Origin of the sequence: Blautia sp. AM29-29 (assembly GCF_003480555.1) — a bacterium.
Classification (GTDB): Bacteria; Bacillota; Clostridia; order Lachnospirales; family Lachnospiraceae; genus Fusicatenibacter; species Fusicatenibacter saccharivorans.
Map to the genome: position 1 here is coordinate 58,004 of NZ_QUJD01000001.1, position 24,498 is coordinate 82,501.

Here is a 24,498-nt window from a genome sequence, read left to right on the forward strand (position 1 = left end):
CATTTTTTCTTTTGGGGGCATCCTGATTCTTTTTCGGACACACCTCGATCTTTTGAATTATAACACGAATAAATTACTGACGCAATGGCTGAAAAGCTGAAAAGGAAAGCCGGTGTTCTGCATTCCCTTTTTACAGGGAACACAGAACACCGGCTGATTTTTTTACTCAGATTTTATTTAGACCGGATATGCGCCGTCTTTTTTGTCAGCGGCTGCCGGATCTACTTTTGTCTGCTGCGCTTCACGATATTTGAAGAAGTCTACAGCTACCTGCGGGAACAGAGCGTAGGTTAATACATCCTCATCCTGCTGTTTCCACTGCTCGATCTCTTTCTCCAGTTTCGGAAGCTCCGGCTCAAGCAGGTCTGCGTAGCGGCAGGTGATCGGCTCGGTATCGCCGATGCATTTCTTCTGTACTTCCGGATTGAACGGTTTTACAGTTGCACCGTATTTTCCGGCAAGAACGTCTTTTGTCTCTTTCGTTACCATCTTGTAACGCTCGCCCATCAGGACATTGAATACAGCCTGGGTACCAACGATCTGGGAAGACGGAGTAACCAGCGGGCACTCGCCGAGGTCTTTTCTTACGCGCGGTACTTCTTCGAGTACATCGTAGTATTTGTCCTCTGCGTGCTGCTCTTTTAACTGGCTTGTCAGGTTGGAGAGCATACCGCCCGGTACCTGATACAGAAGAGTCTTGATATTTACGCCAAGGTTTTTCGGATTTAAGAGGCCTGTATCGAGCGCTTCGTCTCTCATCGGACGGAAGTAATCTGCGATCTCAGCCAGTTTGTTCTGATCCAGACCAGTATCGTATGGAGTGCCTTTGAAGGTTTCAACCATAACCTCAGTTGCCGGCTGTGAAGTACCCATAGCGAATGGAGACATTGCGGTATCGATGATATCAACACCAGCCTCTACTGCTTTCAGGTACGTCATGGATGCAACACCGGAAGTATAGTGGGTGTGCAGCTGAATCGGAAGATCGGTTGCTTCTTTCAGCGCGGTTACCAGCTCAGTTGCCTTGTACGGAACGAGCAGGCCTGCCATATCTTTAATACAGATGGAATCTGCACCCATCTCTTCGATTCTCTTTGCCATGGTGGTCCAGTAATCCAGGGTGTAAGCATCTCCTAAAGTATAGGAAAGTGCTACCTGTGCGTGGCCTTTTTCTTTGTTTGCTGCGCTGACAGCGGTCTGCAGGTTGCGCAGATCGTTCATACAGTCAAAAATACGGATGATGTCGATTCCGTTTGCGATGGATTTCTGTACGAAATACTCTACTACGTCGTCTGCGTACGGACGATATCCCAGGATATTCTGTCCGCGGAACAGCATCTGCAGTTTCGTGTTTTTAAATCCGTCACGAAGTTTTCTCAGTCTCATCCATGGATCTTCATGCAGGAAACGTAAGGAAGCATCAAAGGTTGCGCCACCCCAGCACTCTACTGCGTGATATCCGATTTTATCCATTTTATCAATGATCGGAAGCATCTGTTCTGTTGTCATTCTTGTCGCGATCAGGGACTGATGTGCATCACGCAGAACAGTTTCCATAATCTTGACAGGTTTCTTTTCTACTGCCATTTCTATCCTCCTAAATGAAGTGTTTTTCACTTTTGTTTGTCTTAAGAAGTTATACACCAAAGATCGCCATGAAGGTACCGGCCGCTACTGCTGTACCGATAACACCGGCTACGTTCGGTCCCATCGCATGCATCAGCAGGAAGTTCGTCGGATCTGCCTCAGCGCCAACCTTCTGGGATACACGGGCTGCCATCGGAACCGCAGATACACCTGCAGAACCAATCAACGGGTTGATTCTTCCATGTGTTGCCTTGCACAGTATTTTTCCTAACAGGACACCGCCTGCAGTACCAAATACGAATGCGATCAGACCCAGTGCAACGATCTTTAAAGTGCTGACATTTAAGAATGCCTCCGCACTTGTGGATGCACCAACGGAAGTACCAAGAAGGATAACAACGATGTACATCATGGCGTTGGAAGCTGTCTCCTGAAGCTGTTTTACAACGCCGCACTCGCGGAACAGGTTACCAAGCATCAGCATACCTACCAGCGGAGCGGTAGACGGAAGAATCATGCAGACAACGATTGTAATGACAATCGGGAACAGAATCTTCTCAAGTTTGGATACGGAGCGAAGCTGCTCCATTTTGATTTTACGCTCTTTTTCTGTAGTCAGAAGCTTCATGACCGGCGGCTGGATGATCGGCACAAGTGACATATAGGAATATGCTGCTACTGCGATCGGTCCCATCAGGTGCTGCTGTCCGAGCTTGTTCAGAAGGAAGATAGAAGTCGGGCCGTCGGCACCGCCGATGATGGAGATAGCTGCTGCCTCTCTTCCATTGAATCCCATGAAAATAGCGAAAAAGTACGCCAGATAGATACCAAGCTGTGCTGCAGCTCCCATGATGAAGCTGATCGGGTTTGCAATCAGCGGACCGAAGTCTGTCATCGCACCTACACCCATGAAGATCAGGGATGGGAGGATACTCCACTCGTCCAGAGTAAAGAAATAGTAGAACAGACCGCCCGCATGCTCAAGACCCTGTACGTCGGTATAAGGCTCAGCCATGATGTCCGGGTAAATGTTTACAAGCAGCATACCGAATGCGATCGGTACAAGAAGCAACGGCTCAAATTCATGCTTAATCGCAAGATACAAGAAGAAGCAAGCCACTGCGATCATAACGTAATTGCCCCAGTCCAGATTAAAAAACGCCGTCTGGTGAAGCAGGTTGTTTAAAGTTTCAGTAATCATTTTTTCACCTCCGGTTTTTTCTTACAACGGGCATTAGTTCATGGTTGCAAGAACGTCACCGGATTCTACTGCATCGCCTACTGCTACATTGATGGTTGCTACTGTGCCATCCTGCGGTGCTACAACCGGGATTTCCATCTTCATGGCTTCCAGTACAAGAACAGCATCTCCTGCTTTTACAGCGGTGCCTGCTGCTGCTTCGATTTTGCAGATTTTACCAGGTACAGAAGCAGTAACCTCTACGCTGCCTGCTGCGCCTGCCGGAGCTGCTGCTTTCGGTGCTGCCGGTGCTGCTTTTGGTGCCGGAGCTGCTTTTGTTGCGCTGACAACTGGAGCTGCGCCTGCTGTGGTTCCTTCTTCTACAGTTACGTTATATACATTTCCGTTTACGGTAATGGTGTAGTTTTTCATTGAAAATTTCCTCCTTAAGCTCTTTTGCCTTTTCTGCGGATCGGACGTGCAACATAAGCATCTCCGGATGCAGAAGCCATATCTTCTTCATACATGGCGATTGCAGCTGTAATAACAGCCTGCAGCTCCATATCGTCTGCTTGCGGTGCTGTCTCTTCAACAACCGGTGCTGCGACAGCCTTCGGTGCTTCCTGTACAGGTGCTGCCGGTGCTTTTTTCTTCTTCTTGTCTCCCAAAATGTAATCAAACGAAGAAATAACGAAAATCAGGAAAATCAGCATAACAAATACGGTACCGATTCCGATGATGGTGTTCATGCCGGCCTGGCCGATCAGAACGCCCTTTGACTCCTCAACGGTGATGGTGAGGTCGGTCGGAACTGGTGTTCCGGTGCTGATGTTCCAGAATACGCGGACAATACCAGGATTTTTTTCAAATTCACCCGGAATTGTGCAGGTTACAAAATCTCCGTCTACTTCGAGAGTACCGTCTTCCAGGCTTTTTACCTCTCCGAGGTCAGCCTTTGCCTCTTCCCATGCCTCAGCTGCTCTTGCATAGAACTGCTGGTCGGAAGCTTCCATATTGGCAAGATCGTCATCGCTGTAGGTCATCAGGCTCTGTCCTACCCACTGAACACTGGAGGAGAGCAGAGAATCTACCGTAGATGCCTCAACCGGTGAATAAGCCGGTGTAGATGCCGCATCCGCAAAAACAGGAGCTACGGTCACAACCATGGTGCAGGCTGCGGTAAGGACGAGACTTACTAATTTTTTCCAGTTCTTTCTCATCGTATGCCACCTTCCTTAGACTGTTCCGTGTTTTCTGTCCGGTCTGTCTTCTCTCTTGGTATACAGCATCTCGAATGCGCCGATAACATATTTTCTGGTGTCTTCCGGCTCGATGATGGTGTCCACATAGCCTCTTCTGGCTGCGGAAGTTACATTGTTCTGAAGGGTTGCATATTCAGCTGCTTTCTCGTTGATGGTAGCAGCGTCAGATCCTTCGTACATGATCTTTGCTGCAGATTTTGCATCCATCATTCCGATTTCTGCGTTCGGCCATGCAAATACCATGTCTGCTCCGATGGATTTGCTGTTCATGACAACGTATGCGCTTCCGTATGCTTTGCCGACAACAACGTTTACTTTCGGAACGGTTGCGTTTGCGAAAGCTGCGGTCAGGGCTGCTGCGTTCTTAGCCATGGTTCTCTCAGAGCATTTGGTTGCCTTGAATCCGGTTACGTTTGTGATGGTAAGTACCGGGATGCAGAAAGCATCGCAGAAGTTTACGAAATCTGCTGCTTTTTTGGCTCCTCTTGCGCTTAAGGTTCCATCCATTTTCTCTTTTACAGTTCCGTCCTCGCCGTAGATTTCAGAGCGGTTTGCAACTGCTCCTACGGTTGCTCCGTTTAACTGGATGAATGCGGTTACAACATCTTTTCCGTAAGCGGCTTTGGTCTCAAAATAGATGCCGTTGTCGCTGAGCTGGGAAAGAAGGATTCCGGTATCGCCTGCGCAGTTTGCAAGGTCTGCACATGCACGGTTCAGATCATCCTCGCACTCGGTGTATGCTTCGTCCTCGTTGTTTGCCGGAAGCATAGATACCAGGTTTCTGATCTGTCCGAGGATTTCTTCCTCGGTTCCAGCAAAGTCAACAAGACCTGCTTCTTCGCCCTGGAAATCTGCGGATGCGGTATCACATTTGGATACGTGGTTTCCGTCCAGTGCGTTCGGGGAGTTTACGAAAAGTTTTCCGTTTTTAGACTCCATGAACGTGAAGTCTGTCATAGCCGGGATGAGTGCCATACCGCCGCCGCAGGTACCAAATACTGCTGTGATCTGTGGAATCACGCCGGATGCCATTGCCTGCGCCATATAGATTTCGCCGAAACCGTTCAGAGCATCAGTTGCCTCCTGCAGACGCATACCGGCACAGTCTACCAGTCCGATGACCGGAGCACCTGTTTTCTGTGCAAACTCATACAGTCTCGCGATTTTTTTTGCATGCATTTCGCCGATGGTACCGCCCATCACAGACGCATCCTGGCTGTATACGTATACCAGGCTGCCGTTGATCACACCGTAACCAGTAATTACACCATCGGATGGTGTCTCCATGCCGGCCATGTTGAAATCTGTGCTTCTGGCAGTAACCTGTCCGCCGATTTCCACAAAGCTGTTTTCATCCAGCAAAGAGGCGATTCTTGTGCTCGCTAAACTTTGTGCTGTGTTACTCATTCTTCAAACCTCCATCTTTCTATTTTCATTATAAAATTTTAAACAAATTTTATACAAGTCTATCATATCTGTTTTTTCGTTTTTTTTCAATACTTTTTCTCACCTTTTTGACAGAAAATAGACAGAAAAATTTCAGATTTTTCCTATTATAAATGGAAGGTCAAACTTGATTTTTCCCGGCCTTTCCTTTTTCAAAAAGTCCTGTTTTCTTTCCGCATCGTACAAAAAAGCCGCCCGGCGGCGGCTTTTCTTACACGTTTTTCCTTCGGTTTAATATAGTTCAATGTGAACCGGAATTCCATTCTCATACTGCATCGCCGGTTCGCCAAGAATCAGCGGACGAAGATACGCCATCATCTCCTCGGTCACATCATGACCATCTTCTGTAATCCAGGAAAGCGGCACTTTCTTTTCTTTATTTGCCACTTCCGATACCGGAACGGAGGTATACTCCACGCGGTAAGGATCCGCGGAGATTCTTCGGATCGATGCCATCTGTCCTCCCTGTTTTTCCAGTGCACACTGGCAGGCTTTCATGCCGAGCATACGGGACTCCTCAAGATCAGTCGCACTCGCAAGATGAGCCGCGCACCGCTGCATCAGGTTCAGTTCAATCGATCTTACCTTACAGCCGATACGGTCACGCACCAGCTCTTCGAGTACTTTTGCAGAACCTGCAATGTAGCTGTGCCCAAACTGATCCTGTGCATCGCTCTGCACCTGCTCAGAAACATAGCGGCCCTCGCTGTCATGGATGCCCTCGCTGATTGCAACCAGAACACTGTCCTTCTGTTCCAGTTTTTCCTGCACATCCTTTAAAAACTGTTCGGTGTCAAAGACCGGCTCGCAAAGATAGATCAGGCTCGGCCCTTCTCCGCCGTTGACACGGGACAGTGCAGACGCTGCCGTCAGCCATCCTGCGTTTCTTCCCATGACCTCCACGATGGTCACAGCCTTCTTTTCATATACATGGCAGTCTCTCTCCAGCTCTGCAAAGGTTGCTGCCAGATATTTTGCCGCAGATCCAAAGCCCGGGCAGTGATCCGTTTCGACAAGATCATTGTCAATCGTCTTTGGCGCCCCGACAACAAACACATCGTCCACACCGTTTTCTTTGCAGTACTTTGACATCTTGTCTACGGTATCCATCGAATCATTTCCGCCGATATAAATAAAATAACGGATCTCATGTCTGCGAAAAATTTGAAGTATTTCTTCAAAATCCTCCTTGTTTTCTTCCGGATCGCCCAGTTTATAACGACAGGAGCCAAGCGCTGCTGCCGGGGTCTGCATCAGAAGAGAGATTTTTTCTGCTGAATCCAGTTTTTTTCCAAGATCAAGAAATTTTTCTGCAAGCACGCCTTCAATTCCATTTACCGCACCATAAATATGATCTACTTTTCCGGACAGTACAGCACAGGAAACAACTCCTGCCACCGTTGCATTGATCGCCGCGGTCGGTCCGCCAGACTGCGCTACTAACAGATTTCGCATATGATTTTCCTCCATCTATTCCCACTACTTTCTAAAAGTTTTTCACGAAATCACTTTCGCTTCGTCCTATAGCGTACCATATTTTTTTTCTTCCGTACACCCTGTTTTGCGTTTCCGGGAAAAGCCTGTAGACTTTCACAACGGATTGCAAAGTTTTTCGTTTTTTTCTTGCAGGATTGCCCTTAAAAAGCTATAATAGAAGCAATGTCCACGAAAAGGACGCAGAAAAATATACGTTTCATCAACAAAAAAACTGGAGGTTTTTTTCATGCAGACCAAGCAAGATGGCCGTCTCGGCACCGAAAAAATCGGGAAACTGATGCTCGAACTGGCCCTTCCCTCTGTCCTCGCACAGATTGTAAATGTACTATATAACATTGTAGACCGCATTTATATCGGCCGGATTCCTGATGTTGGTTCCCTGGCACTGACCGGTGTCGGCGTCACGTTTCCGATTATCACAATCATCTCCGCCTTTGCCGGATTCGCAAGTGGAGGCGGTGCTCCTCTTGCCGCCATCGCACTCGGACAGAAAAACCGGGACCGCGCAGAAAAAATTCTTGGAAGCTCCACTTCCCTGCTGCTCTTTTTCTCCGTGTGTCTGATGGCGTTTTTCTTTTTCTTTCAGACACCGCTTCTGTACCTCTTTGGTGCAAGCAGCAACACAATCCGATACGCTTCCACGTATATTTCCATTTATCTTGTCGGAACCGTATTTGTCGAGCTGGCTGTCGGATTGAATACTTTTATCAGCTGTCAGGGACACGCACGCACGGCCATGTGCTCCGTTCTCATTGGCGCTGTTATCAACATTGGTCTTGACCCGGTTTTCATCTTCGTTCTTCATATGGGTGTTTCCGGGGCCGCACTTGCTACCATTCTCTCCCAGGCTTTAAGTGCTGCATGGGTTCTTCGGTTTCTTACCTCAAAAAAATCAGGTGTCCGCCTTTCTCTTCGCACCATGAAACCGGATTTTTCCATTTTAGGCTCTGTCATGGCACTCGGCATCTCACCATTTATCATGTCTGCAACGGAAAGTGCCATCACAATCGTCATGAACCACGGGCTACAGACGTACGGCGGCGACCTCTATGTCGGCTCGATGACAATTCTCCAGTCGGTGCTGCAGCTGATTTTCGTACCGGTCAACGGCTTTACGAACGGTGTACAGCCGATCATCAGCTACAACTTTGGTGCAGGCCAGTTTGACCGTGTCCGCCAGACAATCCGGCGCATGATCGCCATTACTTTTACTGCCGCTTTCGTCTACGTTGTATTCGCAATGCTTCGTCCGGCTCTTTTTGCCGGTCTTTTCACGACTGACCCGGAACTGATTGTCATCGTAGAGAAGGTACTTCCGGTTTACATTGCCGGCATGGCAATTTTCGGACTGCAGAGCGGCGTACAGAGTTCCTTCCTCGGTCTTGGCCAGGCGAAGATTTCTCTTTTTATTGCACTGCTCCGGAAAGTCATCCTTCTGATTCCGCTTGCACTCATTCTGCCGCATTTCTTCGGTGTCATGGGCGTTTACTATGCAGAACCGATCGCTGATGTATGTTCTGTTATCACTGCCGTTACGCTGTTTCTCTGCAATATCCGGAAAATTCTTTCAACAGAAACACTTGCAAAAGTGACTCATACCGAAGAATGACAAAAGAGGCGCTCTGCGACCTTTTCCATGCACCACCCATAATCAATTTTCTCGATCGTTTCGGCTGCATAGACGGGATATTCCGCGAGAAGAATCCCGTCGATCGAATACGTAACCGAACCGACCTTTTCTCCTTTCTTTACCGGGGCTTTCAAAAGCTCCGGTAAAAAAATGTCTTTTTCCGGTATTTCTGTCTCTTTCAGAAGAGCGGGAAGCGAGCGCGCCGGATCAAGCGCTGGGCTTGTAAGGGTAAGGCGGGCGCTGCTTTTTACCTGCAGCATCCCGTCGTAAACACCGTCTGCTACTTCAATCTGCCCTGGGTTCCAGCTATGGTCCAGCACGTCACGATACATATACGATTCCAGCCCGTAGTTTAAAAGCTTTGCGGCATCCGCCCATTTATAGTTTTTATGGCTGGGCCATCCGCACGCAAGCAACGACACAATCAGACGCTTTCCATCCCGCTCCAGCGCACCGGTATAACAGTAACCGGCTTTTGCCGTGAAGCCGGTTTTTCCCGAAACAGCTCCATCCATCTGATCCAGCAGTGCGTTGTGATTATAGCAGTTGAACATGTTTTTCTTTTCCAGATCCCAGAAGGTATAGGACCGCGTCTGCGTCACTGCGAGAAACTGGGCGGCTTTCGGTGAAATCCAGACACAGTATCGCATGATCCGTGCCAGATCAGCTGCTGTCGTGTGGTGATCTCCGCCTGCGTCAGAAGCATCGAGACCGTTCGGCGTCACAAAATGCGTATCTGTACAGCCGATTGCTGCGGCTTTTTCATTCATAAGCGATGCAAATTCCTCTACACTTCCGCCGATGGTCTCTGCAATCATTACCGCCGCGTCGTTATGCGATTCCAGCATCAGGGAATACAGAAGATCGCCAAGCAGAAACTGTTCTCCCTCCCTCACACCGAGATGTACTTTCGGCGCTGCGGCTGCTTTAGCCGATGCAGTTGCGACCGTCTGCTCTTGTCCGTTTTCCAGTGCCAGAATGCATGTCATGATTTTCGTTGTGCTCGCCATTGCCATAGGATCTGTCTCGCGTTTTCCGAACAGCACACGGCCGGTATCGCCATCCATCAGGCATGCCGCCGTTGCAAACAGCTGATTCGGCTCGCTCTCCTGCTCTGTCGCAGTCACGGACACACTTCCCAAAAACAGAAGCAGGATTCCCAGGAAAAAACCTGTCTTGTTTCTTCTTTTTCTGTTCAAAATCAGATCCCCCTTGTGTTTTTTCTCTTTAAAAACGGAAAAGCCGGACGCTCTTTTGGGACCGGCTTTTTGTCTGCTTCTTCTTCATTATATGAGGTTTCCTGCAAAATCATGGTAAAATTTCACAAAGTTATTGACACTGCGATCCATATCATGTATAATTCCCCGTGTTTGTATAGAATTACTAAACTTTTTGTTTATTTTTACTGAGATTTCCTGAGAATCCGTATTCAGCAAAAGGATCCCGGGAAAGACTTTGGATGCAGAAAGGATTTTTTATGGAAATCGGAAAAAAAATCAGGGAACTGCGGATGTGGAAAGGGCTGACGCAGGAGGAACTGGCAGATCGGAGCGAGCTGTCAAAGGGATTTATTTCCCAGCTTGAAAACGATGTGACCTCTCCCTCGATCGCCACGCTGGTTGATGTTCTTACCTGCCTTGGAACGGATCTAAAAACGTTTTTCGGCGAAGAGCAGGACAATCAGGTTGTCTTTTGCGAAGAAGATTACTTTGTAAAGACCGCTGAAGCGCAGGGCAACGAGATCGCATGGATCGTTCCGAATGCACAGAAAAACAGGATGGAGCCAATCCGGCTGACGCTGCAAAGCGGCGCGTGCACCGAGATTGATTCACCGCATGAAGGCGAGGAATTCGGCTATGTACTTTCCGGCCGTATTCTCCTTCATCTTGGAGATGAATGCCACAAAGTGAAGAAAGGGGAAAGCTTCTACTATCCCGCTTCCTGTAATCATTATCTGGAAAATCCGGGTAAAACACCGGCCATCATTCTCTGGGTCAGTTCACCGCCTTATTTTTAGATTTTTTACACCGCGTGATTTTCACGAGAAACGGTGTTCCAAATTTCACAACCCGAAAGGAGCATATTACACATGAGTACCAAATTACTTGATCTGGTCAACATCACAAAATCGTACGACGGAGTTACCATTCTGGATGATCTGAATCTTTATATCCGTGAAAACGAATTTCTTACCCTCCTTGGCCCGAGCGGCTGCGGAAAAACAACCACATTACGTATCCTCGGCGGTTTTGAGACACCGGATGCCGGAAAGGTTTTATTTAACGGACAGGATATCACCCAGCTTCCGCCAAACAAACGCCAGCTAAACACGGTGTTCCAGAAATATGCTCTTTTCACGCATATGACAATTGCGGAAAACATTGCTTTCGGGCTGAAAATCAAAGGAAAATCCAAAGCATATATCAATGACAAAATCAAATACGCATTAAAACTTGTTAACCTTGAGGGTTACGAAAACCGCTCCCCGGCGCTTCTCTCCGGCGGCCAGCAGCAGCGAATCGCCATTGCGCGCGCGATTGTCAACGAACCGAAAGTTCTCCTTCTGGATGAGCCGCTCGGCGCACTTGACTTAAAGCTCCGCCAGGACATGCAGTACGAGTTGATCCGTCTGAAAAACGAACTTGGCATCACCTTTGTCTATGTCACCCACGATCAGGAAGAGGCGCTTACCATGTCGGACACGATCGTTGTCATGAACCAGGGTTATATCCAGCAGATCGGCACACCGGAAGACATCTACAATGAACCGCAGAACGCATTCGTTGCAGACTTCATCGGTGACAGCAACATTCTCGACGGCATCATGATTGAGGACCGTCTCGTCGAGATTCTCGGTGCGAAGTTCGAGTGCGTTGATGTCGGATTCGGCAAAAACAAACCGGTCGACGTTGTGATCCGCCCGGAGGATATTGATCTTGTGAAACCGGAGGAAGGTACCATCCGCGGACGTGTCACCCATCTGATTTTCAAAGGTGTTCACTATGAGATGGAGGTTACGGTGAACGGTTTTGAGCTTCTCGTTCACTCTACCGATCTGTTCCCGGTCGGACAGGAAGTCGGCATCCATGTCGATCCATTTGATATCCAGATCATGAACAAACCGGAATCCGAAGATGAGGAGGCGGCAACTGTTGAAGAGTAATAAATTAAAGAAATGGCTGGCAGCACCTTATGCCGTCTGGGCTGTTGGTTTCATCATCATCCCGCTGATCCTGATTCTCTACTATGCGTTCACCGGGGAAGAAGGCGGCTTTACCCTTTCGAATTTTGCCTACGTTGCAACGAAGGAAAACATCAAGGCACTCGGCCTGGCTCTGTGGCTCTCGCTGCTCAGCACAGTCCTCTGTCTTGTCCTTGCTTATCCGCTTGCCATGATTCTGGCAAACCGGAACGTCAATCAGACCAGCTTTATTGTGCTGATCTTCATTCTCCCGATGTGGATGAACTTTCTGCTCCGCACGCTTGCATGGCAGACACTGCTTGAGAAAAACGGCGTCATCAACAGCATTCTCTCGTTTTTTCATCTGCCCGGCATTTCCATCATCAATACGCCGGGAGCAATCATTCTCGGTATGGTCTACAACTTCCTGCCGTTTATGGTTCTGCCGATCTACAATGTCCTGATTAAGATCGACCGCGATGTCATCAACGCAGCAAGAGACCTTGGAGCGAACAGTGTACAGACTTTTCTGAAAGTAACGCTGCCGCTCACCACGCCGGGTATCGTAAGCGGTATTACCATGGTATTTATCCCGGCGCTTACAACCTTTGTTATTTCCGACCTGCTCGGCGGAAGCAAGATCCTTCTGATCGGAAACGTCATCGAGCAGGAGTTCAAACAGACCAACAACTGGAATGCCGGAAGTGCACTTTCCACAGTCCTGATGATTTTCATCATCCTGTCGATGGTTCTGATGAACAAATACGATAAAGACGGGGAGGGAACGGCATTTTGAGAAAGAAACTGGAAAAAATTTACATGGCGCTCATCTTTATTCTTCTGTATGCGCCGATTGTCACCCTTGTGGTGCTCTCCTTTAATGCATCAAAAACGCGTGCCAAATGGGGCGGCTTTACGTTGCACTGGTACCGTTCACTGTTTGCCAATACAGAGATCATGAACGCGCTGTATACAACGTTAATCATTGCGCTTCTTGCCTCTGCGATTGCAACCATCCTTGGAACGCTTGCGTGCATCGGCATCAACAGCATGTCAAAAAAAAGCCGGACGCTTTTCATGGGTATTACGAACATCCCGATGCTGAACGGTGAGATCGTTATGGGAATCTCGCTGATGCTGCTCTTTATCATCTGCCGCATTCAGCTTGGATTCGGCACGATTCTGATGGCGCATATCACGTTCAATGTTCCTTATGTTATTTTGAGCGTTATGCCGAAATTAAAGCAGACGAACAAATCAACGTACGAGGCAGCCCTCGACCTTGGCGCTTCCCCTCTGTACGCGTTTTGGAAAGTCATCTTCCCGGACATCATGCCGGGTGTTGTTTCAGGCTTTCTGCTCTCCTTTACCATGTCCCTCGATGATTTCGTTATCACCTACTTCACCAAGGGACCGGGCGTTGATACGCTCTCCACAAAGATTTATGCCGAGGTCCGCAAGGGAATCAAGCCGGAGATGTACTCGCTCTCCACAATTCTTTTTGTCACCGTACTGCTTCTGCTGCTCCTTGTGAATGTGAATCCTTCTCCGAAGGAAGAAAAAGAGGAGGCAAAAGAGCGCGAGGCTATGGCGAAGAAGGGCATCCGTTTCCGCATCACGAAACGTGTGGTCTTCCGCCGGATTCTTCCGATCGCCATGGTGCTTGTCATCGGCGGCGGCGGTATTTACTACGGAAGCCAGAATGCTTCAGCCGGCGGCTCCCAGCAGCTGATTGTGTACAACTGGGGCGAATATATGGATTCTGATGTCATCGATATCTTTGAGGAAGAAACCGGTATCCACGTTGTTTACGAGGAGTATGAGACGAACGAAATCATGTATCCGAAGATCAAATCCGGTGCGATTTCCTACGATCTTGTCTGCCCGTCCGACTATATGATTCAGAAGATGATCCAGAACGATCTGCTGCAGCCGATCAACTTTGACCATATTCCAAACGCTTCCAACATTGGAGATATGTACTACGAGACTTCCGAGCAGTTCGACCCGGGCAATCTCTACTCGATCCCGTACTGCTGGGGAACAGTTGGTATTCTGTACAACAAAAAAATGGTAAGCGAGCCGATCGACTCCTGGTCTGTTCTGTGGGATACCAATTACCGCGACAGCATTCTGATGCAGGACAGCGTGCGCGATGCGTTTGCTGTTGCTTTAAAGGATCTGGGATACTCCTTAAACTCCACCAATATCAAGGAGCTGACGGAGGCGAAGGATCTGCTTGTGACACAAAAACCTCTCGTGCAGGCGTACGTTGTGGATCAGGTGCGTGACAAGATGATCGGAAATGAGGCGGCTATCGGCGTTATTTACTCCGGTGAAGCTATCTACACGAAGCGTGAAAACCCGGATCTGGAATACGTTGTTCCAAAAGAAGGCTCCAACGTCTGGATCGATTCCTGGTGCATTCCAAAAGATGCGCAGCATGTCGAAAACGCAGAGAAATTCCTGAATTTCCTCTGCCGGCCGGACATCGCACTGAAAAACTTTGAGTATATTACCTACTCTACGCCGAATGATGCGGCGCGTGAACTGATTGAGGATGACGATATCCGAAACAGTGAAATCGCCTTCCCGGATGAGGAAACGCTTGCACGGTGCGAAACCTTTACGTATCTTGGCGATGATGCCGATGAGGTTTACAACCAGCTGTGGCGTGAAGTAAAATCAAATTAAAGATCTGCTTTCGGACAAAAAAAGATCCCGGTCAGGAATTCTTAGGAAAGATTCCTGCCGGGATTTTTCTATTCTTACTGTTGCTCTCAAAAGTCTGTTTTAATCAAAATTGTGGTCAAAGCGCGGAGAAAGCGTTCCGTTTCCATGGAGCACTTCATCCAGCTTTACAAGCTCCTGCGGCGCCTCTGCAAGCGCTCTTTCGTACAGGTGGACAAGATTCCGTGTGCCCGCTTCGCATTCCTTCTGAGGCCTTCCAGGCATCACACGGCCGCCCATCGAATCATAGCAGCCGACCAGTTTCATCGCTCCAAGAAGAAGGCTTCTTACCGCACTGCTGCGGCAGATCGTGATTCTCGTCCAGAGCTTCATGCCCTTCAGGCATTCGACAATTTCTGTTTCCCCGATTTCCGGAAAACAGCGGTGGATGACCTTGTTGCCGTCGGTGTGCGGGCAGATCGGCGATGCCGGACGGTATACGAGCGGATCGAGGCCGTCCTCCAGCATGAAGTACTGGTCAAGGCTCGTCTCAATCTTTGCATGGGAAATTCCAGTGTGATCCACAAATTTCCCGATATACGGATGACACGTCGAATCGAGAAGGTAATGGCAGGCAAAGCCTAACAGATACGCTTCCATCGCCTCTGACGGGCTCTGCTGATACTTTTTCACCTCATCCTCGAACAGAACGGAAGCCGTCTGCTCATGCAGAAGCGTTCCGTAATCAGACACACGGTTTTTCGAGAACGGATGGTAATAAAAGAAGATATCCGGCCCGTGCAGTCCGATCAGATACAATTTTTTGTTTTCTCGAATGATCTTTTTCAAATTTGCCGGAAGCTGTTCATAGACTTCTCTTCCGAACCTGTCGTGTGCGTACGTAGTAGGCATATCGGTATCTCCCTTCTTTTTTCTCCTGCCGGATCAGACATCCAGCTTGATCTGCATTTCCTCTTCCACTTCTGCGCGGAAGTCCTCCATCTTGACCGGACTGATCTCCGGCAGATTGTCGGTGGAATCGACGCCGAAGTTCCGCAGGAATTCTTCGGTCGTGCCGAACACAATCGGGCGGCCCGGCGCGTCGAGGCGGCCAAGCTCCTGCACCAGATTGTACTCCACCAGTTTGTTGACCGCGTGATCGCTCTTGACGCCGCGGATCTTGTCGATCTCCTGCTTCGTGACCGGCTGCTTGTAGGCAATGATCGAGAGAGTCTCCATCATGACGTCGGTCAGAACCGCCTTCTTCGGCTGCATGGCGATGTTGACAAGATAATCATAATATTCCTGTTTCGTGCACATCTGATACGCATTTTCAAGCTCCACGATGTGGATGCCGCGGTCTTTCGTATTATATTTTTCCATCATATGGTTCAGAATCCTGCGGGTCGTCTCCGTGTCATGGCCGATCGCTTTTGCAATCCTTCCCAGCTCCACGGAATCTCCCATCGCAAAAAGGACTGCCTCGATGGCTGCTTCCGCCTCCTCGACCGAAGAGGGGCGTCTTGCCTCACCCAGGGCAGTTTCTTTATTCCTGTTCTGTTCTTCCATCTGTCTTGTCCTCACTGTCTGTCTCGTCTGTATACGGCACAACTACGGTGTCTTCATCCTCCAGGGATTCAATCAGGATATCCCCGAAAAGCTCCTCCTGGCTGATCCGGATTTTGCCGGTTTTCATCAGCTCCAGGATTGCAAGGAAGGTGACAATCACATGCACCTTGCCCGGCTGGGATTCCAAAAGGTCGCGGAAGCTGAAGCGGCGTTTTTTAACAGCAAACTGCTCGACATACGTCATCTTGTCCGGCAGGCTGACCTCTTCTTTTTCGATCTTTCCGAACTTGCTTCGGATCGGGTCGATCTTGTCCTCCTGGCGCTTTAAAATCATTTTATAGATCGTATGGAGCTTCGCGAGAGAAATCTGCGAGAGAAGCTCGGAGGTGTCGACCGGCGTCCTGTACTCCAGCACTTCTCTTGGAAGCGTCGGCTCCTTGTACACGGAACGGCTCGCCTCGTTCATGCGGTCACGCAGCTCGTACGACATGTACTTGTACATTTTGTACTCTAAAAGCTGCTGCACCAGCTCGGCTCTCGGGTCCTCTTCCTCGCCTTCCTCATTCACTTCTTTCGGAAGCAGCATGCGGCATTTGATATCCAGAAGCGTCGCCGCCATGACCATGAACTCGCTCATGATGTCGAGGTCTTCCCGCTCCATCTGATGAATGTATTCCAGATACTGGTCCGTAATCTCTACAATGGGGATATCGTAAATATCTATTTTGTTTTTATCGATCAGGTGAAGAAGAAGGTCCAGCGGTCCTTCAAACACCGGAAGCTTTACTGGTATCGCCATGTGCTCTGTTCTCCCTTACGTTTTCCCGATATCTGTAATAATCAATTCTCTTCTGTTCCAGATGCGGACCGGAATGGTGTGTTCGCCCGTTCCTGCACTGATGATCTGGCAGGTGCCGCCCGTCAGGAACAGCCCGCGGCAGTTTTTCGAAAAAAGGCGGAAATCCGGCGTCACAAGCCCCCGGTGCGCGCCAAGGCCCACCACGCCGCCGTGATAATGGCCGGAAAGCGTCAGATCGGCTCCATATGATGCATAGGAGCTGCGGTAGGCAGGGTGATGCGCCAGCAGAATGCCGTAGCGCGCCGGATCCGGTTTTCCAAGATGGTCCGTCAGTTCCGAAACCGGCAGCGGTCCGCGGTAAAAGCGGTTGTAATAGGTGCGGTCCATGGCATAGCCGTAGATCCGGACCGGACAGCCGCTGATGGTAAGATCCGCCGTCTCATTTTCCAGATAGCAGATTCCTGCCTTTTTCAGGCGCTCCCGGAGCTTTTCATACAGATCGCCGTACTGTTCCGGGTACAGCTTCAGACGGTATTCGTGGTTTCCGCAGCCATAGATTACCTGGTATTCCTCCGCAAGACGTTCCGCGAAACTCAGACCCGGGTCGAGGTTCTCCCCCGGCTTTGCCACAATCTGGTCCCCGCCGATGATGACAAGATCCGGAGCCGCCTCATCGATGACTGCCTTTAACACCGTGTTGTCCGGGCCAAACTCCATATTGTGAAGATCACTGATAAACGCCAGACGAAAACCGTTTCCTTCCAGAAATTTTCCATTTGACGAAAGTTTGTAATAGGTCGTTGTAAATTTTCTCATACCGTTCATTATACTTGATTTTTCGGTGTATGACAACCCGTTTTCCCTGCGGTTTATAAGCCCAGTGCCTGTTTTGCCAGCTGATCGGCTTTTTCGTTGTAGGTGACGCCGGTGTGGCCCTTTACTTTGCAGAAGCGGATCGCAACTTTGGCCGATGCCAGATCGTAAAAATTCCGGTAATCGATGGTTCCCTGTTTTTTCGCCTGCCATTCTCTCGTACACCAGCTTGCGATTCCCTGGTAATCATGATAGATGGCCAGCTCCGGAATATCATGTGTCAGGCAGTAAGCCATGGCCAGCTCTGCGCCCTTGATCTCGCCTGCTACATTCCGCATGGAGACGAGATCCGGGTCGCTGTATTCTTCTGCAAGATTCAACTCTTTTCCGTCCAGGAAGAGGACCACACCGCAGGAGAACTTTCCGAGCGCATGCTGATAGCTTCCATCCACGTATGCGACGGCGCTCCTGCCGACACCGGCGTATTCCGGGTCTTCGCATGGTTTTTCCGCCAGAATCAGGTGTTCCCAGTCCCAAGAAGAAGGATCGGGTGCTGCCGTGCTCTGTACTGCCTTTCGTTCCGGGGCAGCGAAATACGTTCCTTTTGTTTCCCGCAGCAATGGTTCCGGCATTTTACCGCCGCCCAGAAAGGCCTCTGCCTCCTCCAGACGCTCAAATCCCTTGTAAATTGCGCCAGGATAACCGTGTACCTGCGCTTTGCACGCATCCCATGTCCGGTAGATGCCCGGAACCTTTCCCTGTTTTACCGCATAGTAATTTTTCTTTGCCATGTTTTTCTCCTTTTCGCGCATGATACTCCGGCTTTATGCCGTCCCAAGAAAATATTGTTTCATCGTACATCCGAACAGATCCCACATGCCGGCTCTTGCCACGTCTGCTCCATATAAAATCGCAACGGAACCAAGTTCCTCACCGTCTGCTTTGTAAACAACTCTTCCGGCACACTCGCCTTTCTGGATAGGGGCCTGCACCTCTTCCGGCAGTTCCATCGTTTTTTCCACTTCACCGATCACCGTCCCGCCCGTCGCAAGATAGCGGAATTCTTCCGCATATTCCAGTTCTGCCGTATCCTGCTTTCCGTAAACAACCGAAAGTTCCGGCAGGGGATCGCGTTCCCGGTCTATGTAGATGCTGCAGGACGAAAACCCATACTGGAACAGTGACGCTGCATCTGCAAACCGCACCTTGTAGTCCGGTGCTCCCATCACGACTGCCAGCATCGTCAGATCATTTTTCTTCGCCACTGCCGAGACGCAGTACTTCGCCTTCGAGGTGCTTCCTGTTTTCAGTCCCACACAGCCCTCATAGCCGCGGATCAGCTTATTTGTATTGGTGAGGGTGAATGGTTTGCTTCCCTTCTGTGTGACATGCGTAATCTCTTCCATCCAGATAGAGGAATAGTTCAGGATCTGCGGAAAGCGCTCGATCAGCTCCCGAGACATTTTCGCCACATCTGCCGCTGTCGTGTAATGGCCGTCGGAATCCGTGAGGCCGCAGCAGTCCTCAAACTTCGTGTCGTTCATGCCGAGTTCTTTTGCTTTCTGGTTCATCCGGCTGACAAACTCGCTTTCTGTCCCCGCAATATGCTCTGCCATCGCTACAGATGCATCGTTTCCCGAAGCAACGACAATACACTTGATCATCGTCTCAACGGTCTGCTTTTCGCCCTCTTCCAGAAAAACCTGGGACCCGCCCATACTTCTGGCGTGCGCACTCGTCGTCACTTCGTCGGTCAGCTGGAGCGTCCCTTTTTCGAGCTCTTCAAAAATCAGCAGCAGCGTCATGATTTTTGTGATGCTCGCCGGGCTTCGCTGTTCCGACGCATTTTTCTCATACAGAACAGTTCCGGTCTGTGCCTCCATCAAAAGAACAGACGGCGAAGCCAGCCCAAGGTCCGTTGTCATCTCCGGTGCTGTCTCCTCCGTCTCTTCTGTTTTCTGTTCCGTTGTTTCGTTCTGCTGCTTGTCGGAAGATTCTCCATTCTGCTCTGCCGCAGTCACTTTCAAGGGCGCTGCAAGAAGCGCCAGGATCATCAGCAGGCTCCAGACGATATTTCGTGTTCTTCTCTTCATATTCCCTCGAAACATCTGCTCTTTCTTCCCTACAGGCTATGCAGACGACCGCAGAACTATGCTGTCTGTTCCGTTTACAGCAGCGGTGCCAGAAACTTCAGCGCACCGCGGAGTGCACGGACTGCAAAATTTTTCTTTCGGCAGTAGTCCATATTGATCTGCTCACACTGTTCAAACGTGATCAGCGCATCCTCTTTTACCTGGGCAACCGCACTGCTGCCGTACATCCAGACACCGCACTCAAAATGCAGGTACATGCTCCGGTAATCCATGTTGATCGTTCCGACCGTCGCAACTTCATCATCACAGACAAAGCTCTTGGAATGGATAAAGCCTGGCGTATACTGGTAAATCTGAACGCCGGATTCCAGCAGGATCTCGTAATTGGCCTGCGTCAGAATATAGACAATCTTCTTATCCGGGATGCCCGGCGTTACAATCCGCACATCGACTCCGCGCTTTGCCGCCATGCAGAGAGCGGTCAGCGTCTCGTTGTCCGGAATCAGATACGGGGTAAAAATATAAAGATATTTTTTCGCCTGTGAAATAATGTTCAGATAAACATGCTCGCCTACTGTCTCTCCATCCAGCGGGGAATCGCCGTACGGCTGCACAAAACCGTCTTTTTTAAACGCTTCCTCGTGATAGATTTCCGGCCGGTATGATTCGAAATCGCATTCCATACCGGTGATTGTGCTCCACATCTGCAGAAACATCACCGTAAAACTCCATACCGCCTCACCATGCAGACAGATTCCGGAATCCTTCCAGTGGCCGAACCGCTCCTTGCGGTTAATGTATTCGTCCGCAAGATTAATGCCGCCCGTGAAAGCCGTATGACCGTCGATCACGGCAATTTTCCGGTGGTCACGGTTATTTAAAATGACATTCAGCACCGGTCGGAACTGATTGAACGCCGCACACTTGATGCCCATCTGCTGCAGCGATTTATAATACTGATACGGCAGTGTCGTCACGCAGCCGAAATCATCGTAAATCAGCCGCACATCCACACCGGCGGCCGCTTTTTCCTTCAGAATCTCCAGCACCGTATCCCACAGATACCCCTCGCTGATGATGAAATATTCCATAAAAATGTAGTGTTCTGCCTTTTTGAGTTCCTCAATAAAGTGCTCAAACCATACATCTCCCAGCGGGTAATACTCTGTTTCTGTATTTTCATAAACAGGATAATGCGCATAATTGGTCAGATAGGAAGACTGCCCCGCTGCCAGGATATTTTCTTCCTCGAGCTTTTTACGCGTCTCTTCTTCCTCTCCAAGAACGCCTCCCTGCGAAAGCAGAACTGTATCGTAATGTGTACGGAATTTTCTTGCCACACTGGAATGGCCGAGAATGCCGTACAGGCAGATTCCGGTTACCGGAAGCGCCAGGATACAGACTGCCCACATCAGTTTGTAGCCGGGATTCATTTTCGGATTATTGATAATCGAAAGCACTGCAATCAGGGAAAGGATCGTGACCGCATAGTTGATGTAGACAGATTTTTCATTGAGCTGCATCACAATTCCGGCCAGCCAGCAAAATTCCAGAAGAAGTGCAACACCGATAATGACCATACGGCTGGTAAGCAGCTTCAGAATCTTTTTCACGATACGAAACAGCTTGTTTGCTATTTTGTACAAAATTCTCATTTGTCACCGCCTTGCTGTTTTGTCAAAACCTGCGACTTTAAGTTACAAGTATAAAAATCCCCGGCAAAACAGATCGCCGGGGATTTTTTGCACATTAATTATACTTACGTTTTCTGGCAGCTTCAGATTTCTTTTTACGACGAACACTTGGTTTCTCGTAATGCTCTCTTTTACGAATCTCCTGCTGAATGCCAGCTTTTGCACAGCTACGCTTAAATCTGCGTAAAGCGCTGTCCAACGTTTCGTTTTCTTTAACGATTACATTTGACATAGTCTCACACCTAACCTCCCTCCAGTTGTAGATTGTGCATAATACAACTGTATGGGTATTTTTTGCACTGTTCTTATTATACCAGAAAAATCTCGTACGTCAACAAGTTTTTTCATTTTTTTGCAAAATTTTTCCCTGCCGCCTGCCTGGCTCCTTTTTCTGCCCTGCAGGCGGCAGGATTTTGTGCTGTTTTTCCTGCTTATTGTTATGCGATCTGGCCTTCCAGTACCTCAGCAGCTTTTGCAACTGCTTCGTCGATCTTCTCCGGATTCTTTCCGCCGGCCTGTGCCATGTTCGGACGTCCACCGCCGCCGCCGCCGACAACGGCTGCCACTTCTTTGATCAGTTTTCCGGCATGTGCACCTTTCTTCATCGCATCATCGGTTACCATGGCAAGAAGGCTTACTTTACCGTCCTTTGCAGATGCCAGAACAACAACGCCGCTTCCCAGTTTTTCTTTCAGCTGGTCGCCAAGGTCACGCAGTCCGTTCATATCGACATCCGGTACGGATGCAGCGAGAAGTTTTACACCTTTGACTTCGGTTACTTTATCCATAACATCGCCGAGCGCTTCTTTTGCCAGTTTGCTCTTTAAGGACTCATTCTCTGCCTGGAGTGCTTTTGCCTCTGCCTGCAGATGAGCGATCTTCTCGAGGAGATCCGCCGGTGTTGTCTTTAAGAGAGCTGCTGCCTCATGTATTTTCTCTTCCTGTGCTTTATAATATGCAGTAACAGACGGTCCGGTCAGAGCTTCGATTCTGCGGACACCTGCTGCAACGCCTGCCTCAGAAACAAGTTTGAACAGTCCGATTTCAGCGGTATTCTTTACATGGGTACCACCGCAGAGCTCTTTGGAGAAGTCTCCCATGGAAACGACACGTACTTTGTCGCCGTATTTCTCACCGAACAGAGCCATCGCGCCGGATTTCTTTGCTTCCTCAGTATCCATGATGTCGGTTACAACCGGGATCTGCTCCTGAATCTTTTCATTTACCAGATTCTCAACTTTTTCCAGTTCTTCCGGTGTCATAGCCTGGAAGTGGGCAAAGTCGAAACGGAGTCTGGTCGGGGTTACGAGAGAACCTTTCTGCTCTACGTGTGCACCGAGAACAGTCTTTAATGCCTTCTGCAGAAGGTGTGTTGCGCTGTGGTTCTTCTCGATATTTTTTCTTGCCTCTTCGTTGACCTGAAGTGTAACTTCCTCGCCGTTTGAAATCATACCGGATTTCATGACACCGACGTGGCCGTATTTTCCGCCGCGGAGTTTGATGGTATCTTCTACTTCGAATACACCATTTGCTCCTTTGATGATACCGCAGTCGCCTTCCTGACCGCCCATGGTAGCGTAGAACGGAGTTTTCTCTACGAAAATGGTTCCCTTCTGGCCTTCCATCAGAGATTCTGCAATCTCAGTCTCTGTCGTCAGAACGGTTACTTTGGAGGTATCCTCCAGATGATCGTATCCGGTAAACTCAGTTGTTACGGACGGGTCGATCTCATCGTAAACGGTTGCATCAGCACCCATGTAGTTTGTTACTTCACGGCTCGATCTTGCACGCTCTCTCTGCTCTTCCATTGCTGCATGGAAACCGTCCTCGTCGATGCCGTAGCCCTTCTCCTCGAGGATCTCTTTGGTCAGATCCAGCGGGAATCCGTAGGTATCGTACAGTTTGAATGCATCCTGTCCGTCCAGAACTTTTTTGCCTTCGCTCTGCATTTTTTCTTCGAGCTCGGAGAGGATACGAAGTCCCTGGTCGATGGTTTTGTTGAACTGGGTCTCCTCGTTGTTCAGAACGTTGAAGATGAAATCTTTTTTCTCTTCAAGTTCCGGATATCCGTCTTTAGAGCCTTCGATTACGCTTGCGGAAAGGCGGGCAAGGAACAGTCCGTCAATGCCAAGCAGACGGCCATGACGTGCTGCACGGCGGATCAGACGGCGCAGTACGTAGCCTCTTCCTTCGTTGGTCGGCATGATTCCATCGGAAATCATGAATGTTGCGGAACGGATATGGTCTGTGATAAGGCGGATGGAAACATCGGTCTCATGATCTTTATCATACTCTTTTCCGGAGATTTCGCATACTTTGTTGCGGAGTGCCTGAATGGTGTCGACATCGAAGATGGAATCTACATCCTGTACGACAACGGCCAGACGCTCAAGTCCCATACCGGTATCAATGTTCTTCTGGATCAGGTCGGTGTAGTGGCCCTCGCCGTCGTTGTTGAACTGGCTGAATACGTTGTTCCATACTTCCATGTAACGGTCACACTCGCAGCCAACGGTACATCCCGGTTTGCCGCAGCCGTATTTTTCTCCGCGGTCATAATAAATCTCAGAACACGGACCGCACGGACCTGCGCCATGCTCCCAGAAGTTGTCCTCTTTTCCAAAACGGAAAATACGGTCTGCCGGGATGCCGATCTCTTTGTTCCAGATATCAAATGCTTCATCATCGTCCTGATAGATGGATGGGTACAGACGATTCGGATCGAGCCCTACTACCTGTGTTAAAAACTCCCAGGACCATGCGATTGCTTCGTGTTTGAAATAATCACCGAAGGAAAAGTTTCCGAGCATCTCAAAGAAGGTGCCGTGACGGGCTGTTTTTCCTACATTTTCAATATCGCCGGTACGGATACATTTCTGGCATGTTGTTACTCTTCTTCTCGGCGGAATCTCTGCGCCTGTGAAGTAAGGTTTCAGCGGAGCCATACCGGAGTTGATCAGTAAAAGACTTTTATCGTTGTGTGGAATCAACGAAAAACTCTTCATAGCAAGATGTCCTTTGCTCTCGAAGAACTCAAGAAACATCTTTCGTAATTCGTTTACGCCATATTTTTCCAT

General features: G+C 49.2%; 21 protein-coding genes. 5 read left to right on the forward strand and 16 right to left on the reverse strand.

Going from position 1 to position 24,498, the window contains the following annotated elements; translation table 11 throughout:
• Positions 1-177 precede the first annotated feature (177 nt).
• The 6 genes from DW769_RS00285 to DW769_RS00310 form a co-directional block, all read right to left on the reverse strand.
• Positions 178-1,587, reverse strand: a complete 1,410-nt coding sequence (locus DW769_RS00285; protein WP_117804070.1) for an oxaloacetate decarboxylase subunit alpha — start codon at positions 1,585-1,587, stop codon at positions 178-180.
• Positions 1,588-1,636: 49 nt separating this feature from the next.
• A complete protein-coding gene (locus tag DW769_RS00290) occupies positions 1,637-2,788 on the reverse strand; it encodes a sodium ion-translocating decarboxylase subunit beta (protein ID WP_055226382.1) in 1,152 nt (383 codons plus the stop codon).
• A 33-nt stretch (positions 2,789-2,821) separates the two neighbouring features.
• Entirely contained in the window at positions 2,822-3,199 is a 378-nt protein-coding gene (locus tag DW769_RS00295) for a biotin/lipoyl-containing protein (RefSeq protein WP_118749836.1), read from the reverse strand.
• 14 nt (positions 3,200-3,213) lie between these two features.
• A complete protein-coding gene (locus tag DW769_RS00300; protein WP_117509005.1) occupies positions 3,214-3,987 on the reverse strand; it encodes an OadG family protein in 774 nt (257 codons plus the stop codon).
• A gap of 15 nt (positions 3,988-4,002) precedes the next feature.
• Positions 4,003-5,436 carry an acyl-CoA carboxylase subunit beta gene (locus DW769_RS00305; RefSeq protein ID WP_022462330.1) on the reverse strand — a complete coding sequence of 478 codons (1,434 nt, stop codon included), beginning with the start codon at positions 5,434-5,436 and terminating at the stop codon, positions 4,003-4,005.
• Positions 5,437-5,706: 270 nt separating this feature from the next.
• Positions 5,707-6,930, reverse strand: a complete 1,224-nt coding sequence (locus DW769_RS00310) for a 6-phosphofructokinase (protein WP_055226388.1) — start codon at positions 6,928-6,930, stop codon at positions 5,707-5,709.
• A gap of 268 nt (positions 6,931-7,198) precedes the next feature.
• Between DW769_RS00310 and DW769_RS00315 the strand changes: the two genes are divergently transcribed.
• Positions 7,199-8,581, forward strand: a complete 1,383-nt coding sequence (locus tag DW769_RS00315; protein WP_055226390.1) for an MATE family efflux transporter — start codon at positions 7,199-7,201, stop codon at positions 8,579-8,581.
• On the opposite strand, the gene DW769_RS00320 is transcribed toward DW769_RS00315, so the two are convergent.
• The gene (locus tag DW769_RS00320) at positions 8,566-9,801 is read right to left on the reverse strand and encodes a D-alanyl-D-alanine carboxypeptidase family protein (RefSeq protein WP_226906314.1); all 1,236 of its coding nucleotides are present in this window, start codon (positions 9,799-9,801) and stop codon (positions 8,566-8,568) included. The genes DW769_RS00315 and DW769_RS00320 overlap by 16 nt on opposite strands.
• A 278-nt stretch (positions 9,802-10,079) precedes the next feature.
• Here DW769_RS00320 and DW769_RS00325 point away from each other — a divergent pair, with 278 nt between their 5' ends.
• The 4 genes from DW769_RS00325 (at position 10,080) to DW769_RS00340 (ending at position 14,477) form a co-directional block, all read left to right on the forward strand.
• Positions 10,080-10,619 (forward strand): cupin domain-containing protein, encoded by a 540-nt coding sequence (locus tag DW769_RS00325; RefSeq protein ID WP_055226534.1) that lies wholly within the window; start codon positions 10,080-10,082, stop codon positions 10,617-10,619.
• A gap of 72 nt (positions 10,620-10,691) precedes the next feature.
• Positions 10,692-11,765: an ABC transporter ATP-binding protein gene (locus DW769_RS00330; protein WP_118719014.1), complete on the forward strand. Its 1,074-nt coding sequence runs from the start codon at positions 10,692-10,694 to the stop codon at positions 11,763-11,765.
• Positions 11,737-12,579, forward strand: coding sequence for an ABC transporter permease (locus DW769_RS00335; RefSeq protein WP_118666265.1), 843 nt, complete (start codon positions 11,737-11,739; stop codon positions 12,577-12,579). Before DW769_RS00330 ends, DW769_RS00335 begins: the two co-directional genes overlap by 29 nt.
• Before the next feature lie 23 nt (positions 12,580-12,602).
• Positions 12,603-14,477: an extracellular solute-binding protein gene (locus DW769_RS00340; RefSeq protein WP_179964625.1), complete on the forward strand. Its 1,875-nt coding sequence runs from the start codon at positions 12,603-12,605 to the stop codon at positions 14,475-14,477.
• Positions 14,478-14,576: 99 nt separating this feature from the next.
• Here DW769_RS00340 and DW769_RS00345 read toward each other — a convergent pair whose 3' ends face one another.
• The 9 genes from DW769_RS00345 to alaS form a co-directional block, all read right to left on the reverse strand.
• Positions 14,577-15,365: a zinc dependent phospholipase C family protein gene (locus DW769_RS00345; RefSeq protein WP_055226396.1), complete on the reverse strand. Its 789-nt coding sequence runs from the start codon at positions 15,363-15,365 to the stop codon at positions 14,577-14,579.
• 33 nt (positions 15,366-15,398) lie between these two features.
• On the reverse strand, positions 15,399-16,022 hold the full coding sequence (gene scpB / locus DW769_RS00350; RefSeq protein WP_055226398.1) for an SMC-Scp complex subunit ScpB: 624 nt from the start codon (positions 16,020-16,022) through the stop codon (positions 15,399-15,401).
• Positions 16,000-16,821: a segregation and condensation protein A gene (locus DW769_RS00355; RefSeq protein WP_022462320.1), complete on the reverse strand. Its 822-nt coding sequence runs from the start codon at positions 16,819-16,821 to the stop codon at positions 16,000-16,002. The genes scpB and DW769_RS00355 overlap by 23 nt, the downstream gene beginning before the upstream one ends.
• Positions 16,822-16,836: 15 nt before the next feature.
• The gene (locus DW769_RS00360) at positions 16,837-17,637 is read right to left on the reverse strand and encodes a metallophosphoesterase (protein ID WP_070103705.1); all 801 of its coding nucleotides are present in this window, start codon (positions 17,635-17,637) and stop codon (positions 16,837-16,839) included.
• Between the two features lie 53 nt (positions 17,638-17,690).
• Positions 17,691-18,425, reverse strand: coding sequence for a ribonuclease H1 domain-containing protein (locus DW769_RS00365; RefSeq protein ID WP_022462318.1), 735 nt, complete (start codon positions 18,423-18,425; stop codon positions 17,691-17,693).
• 33 nt (positions 18,426-18,458) lie between these two features.
• The gene (locus DW769_RS00370; RefSeq protein ID WP_226906861.1) at positions 18,459-19,742 is read right to left on the reverse strand and encodes a D-alanyl-D-alanine carboxypeptidase family protein; all 1,284 of its coding nucleotides are present in this window, start codon (positions 19,740-19,742) and stop codon (positions 18,459-18,461) included.
• A 59-nt stretch (positions 19,743-19,801) separates the two neighbouring features.
• Positions 19,802-21,382, reverse strand: a complete 1,581-nt coding sequence (gene cls, locus DW769_RS00375) for a cardiolipin synthase (protein WP_117760330.1) — start codon at positions 21,380-21,382, stop codon at positions 19,802-19,804.
• Positions 21,383-21,476: 94 nt separating this feature from the next.
• Complete coding sequence (rpsU, locus tag DW769_RS00380) at positions 21,477-21,653, reverse strand: 30S ribosomal protein S21 (protein WP_004222305.1); 177 nt, start codon at positions 21,651-21,653, stop codon at positions 21,477-21,479.
• A gap of 205 nt (positions 21,654-21,858) precedes the next feature.
• Positions 21,859-24,498, reverse strand: a complete 2,640-nt coding sequence (alaS, locus tag DW769_RS00385; protein WP_118719012.1) for an alanine--tRNA ligase — start codon at positions 24,496-24,498, stop codon at positions 21,859-21,861.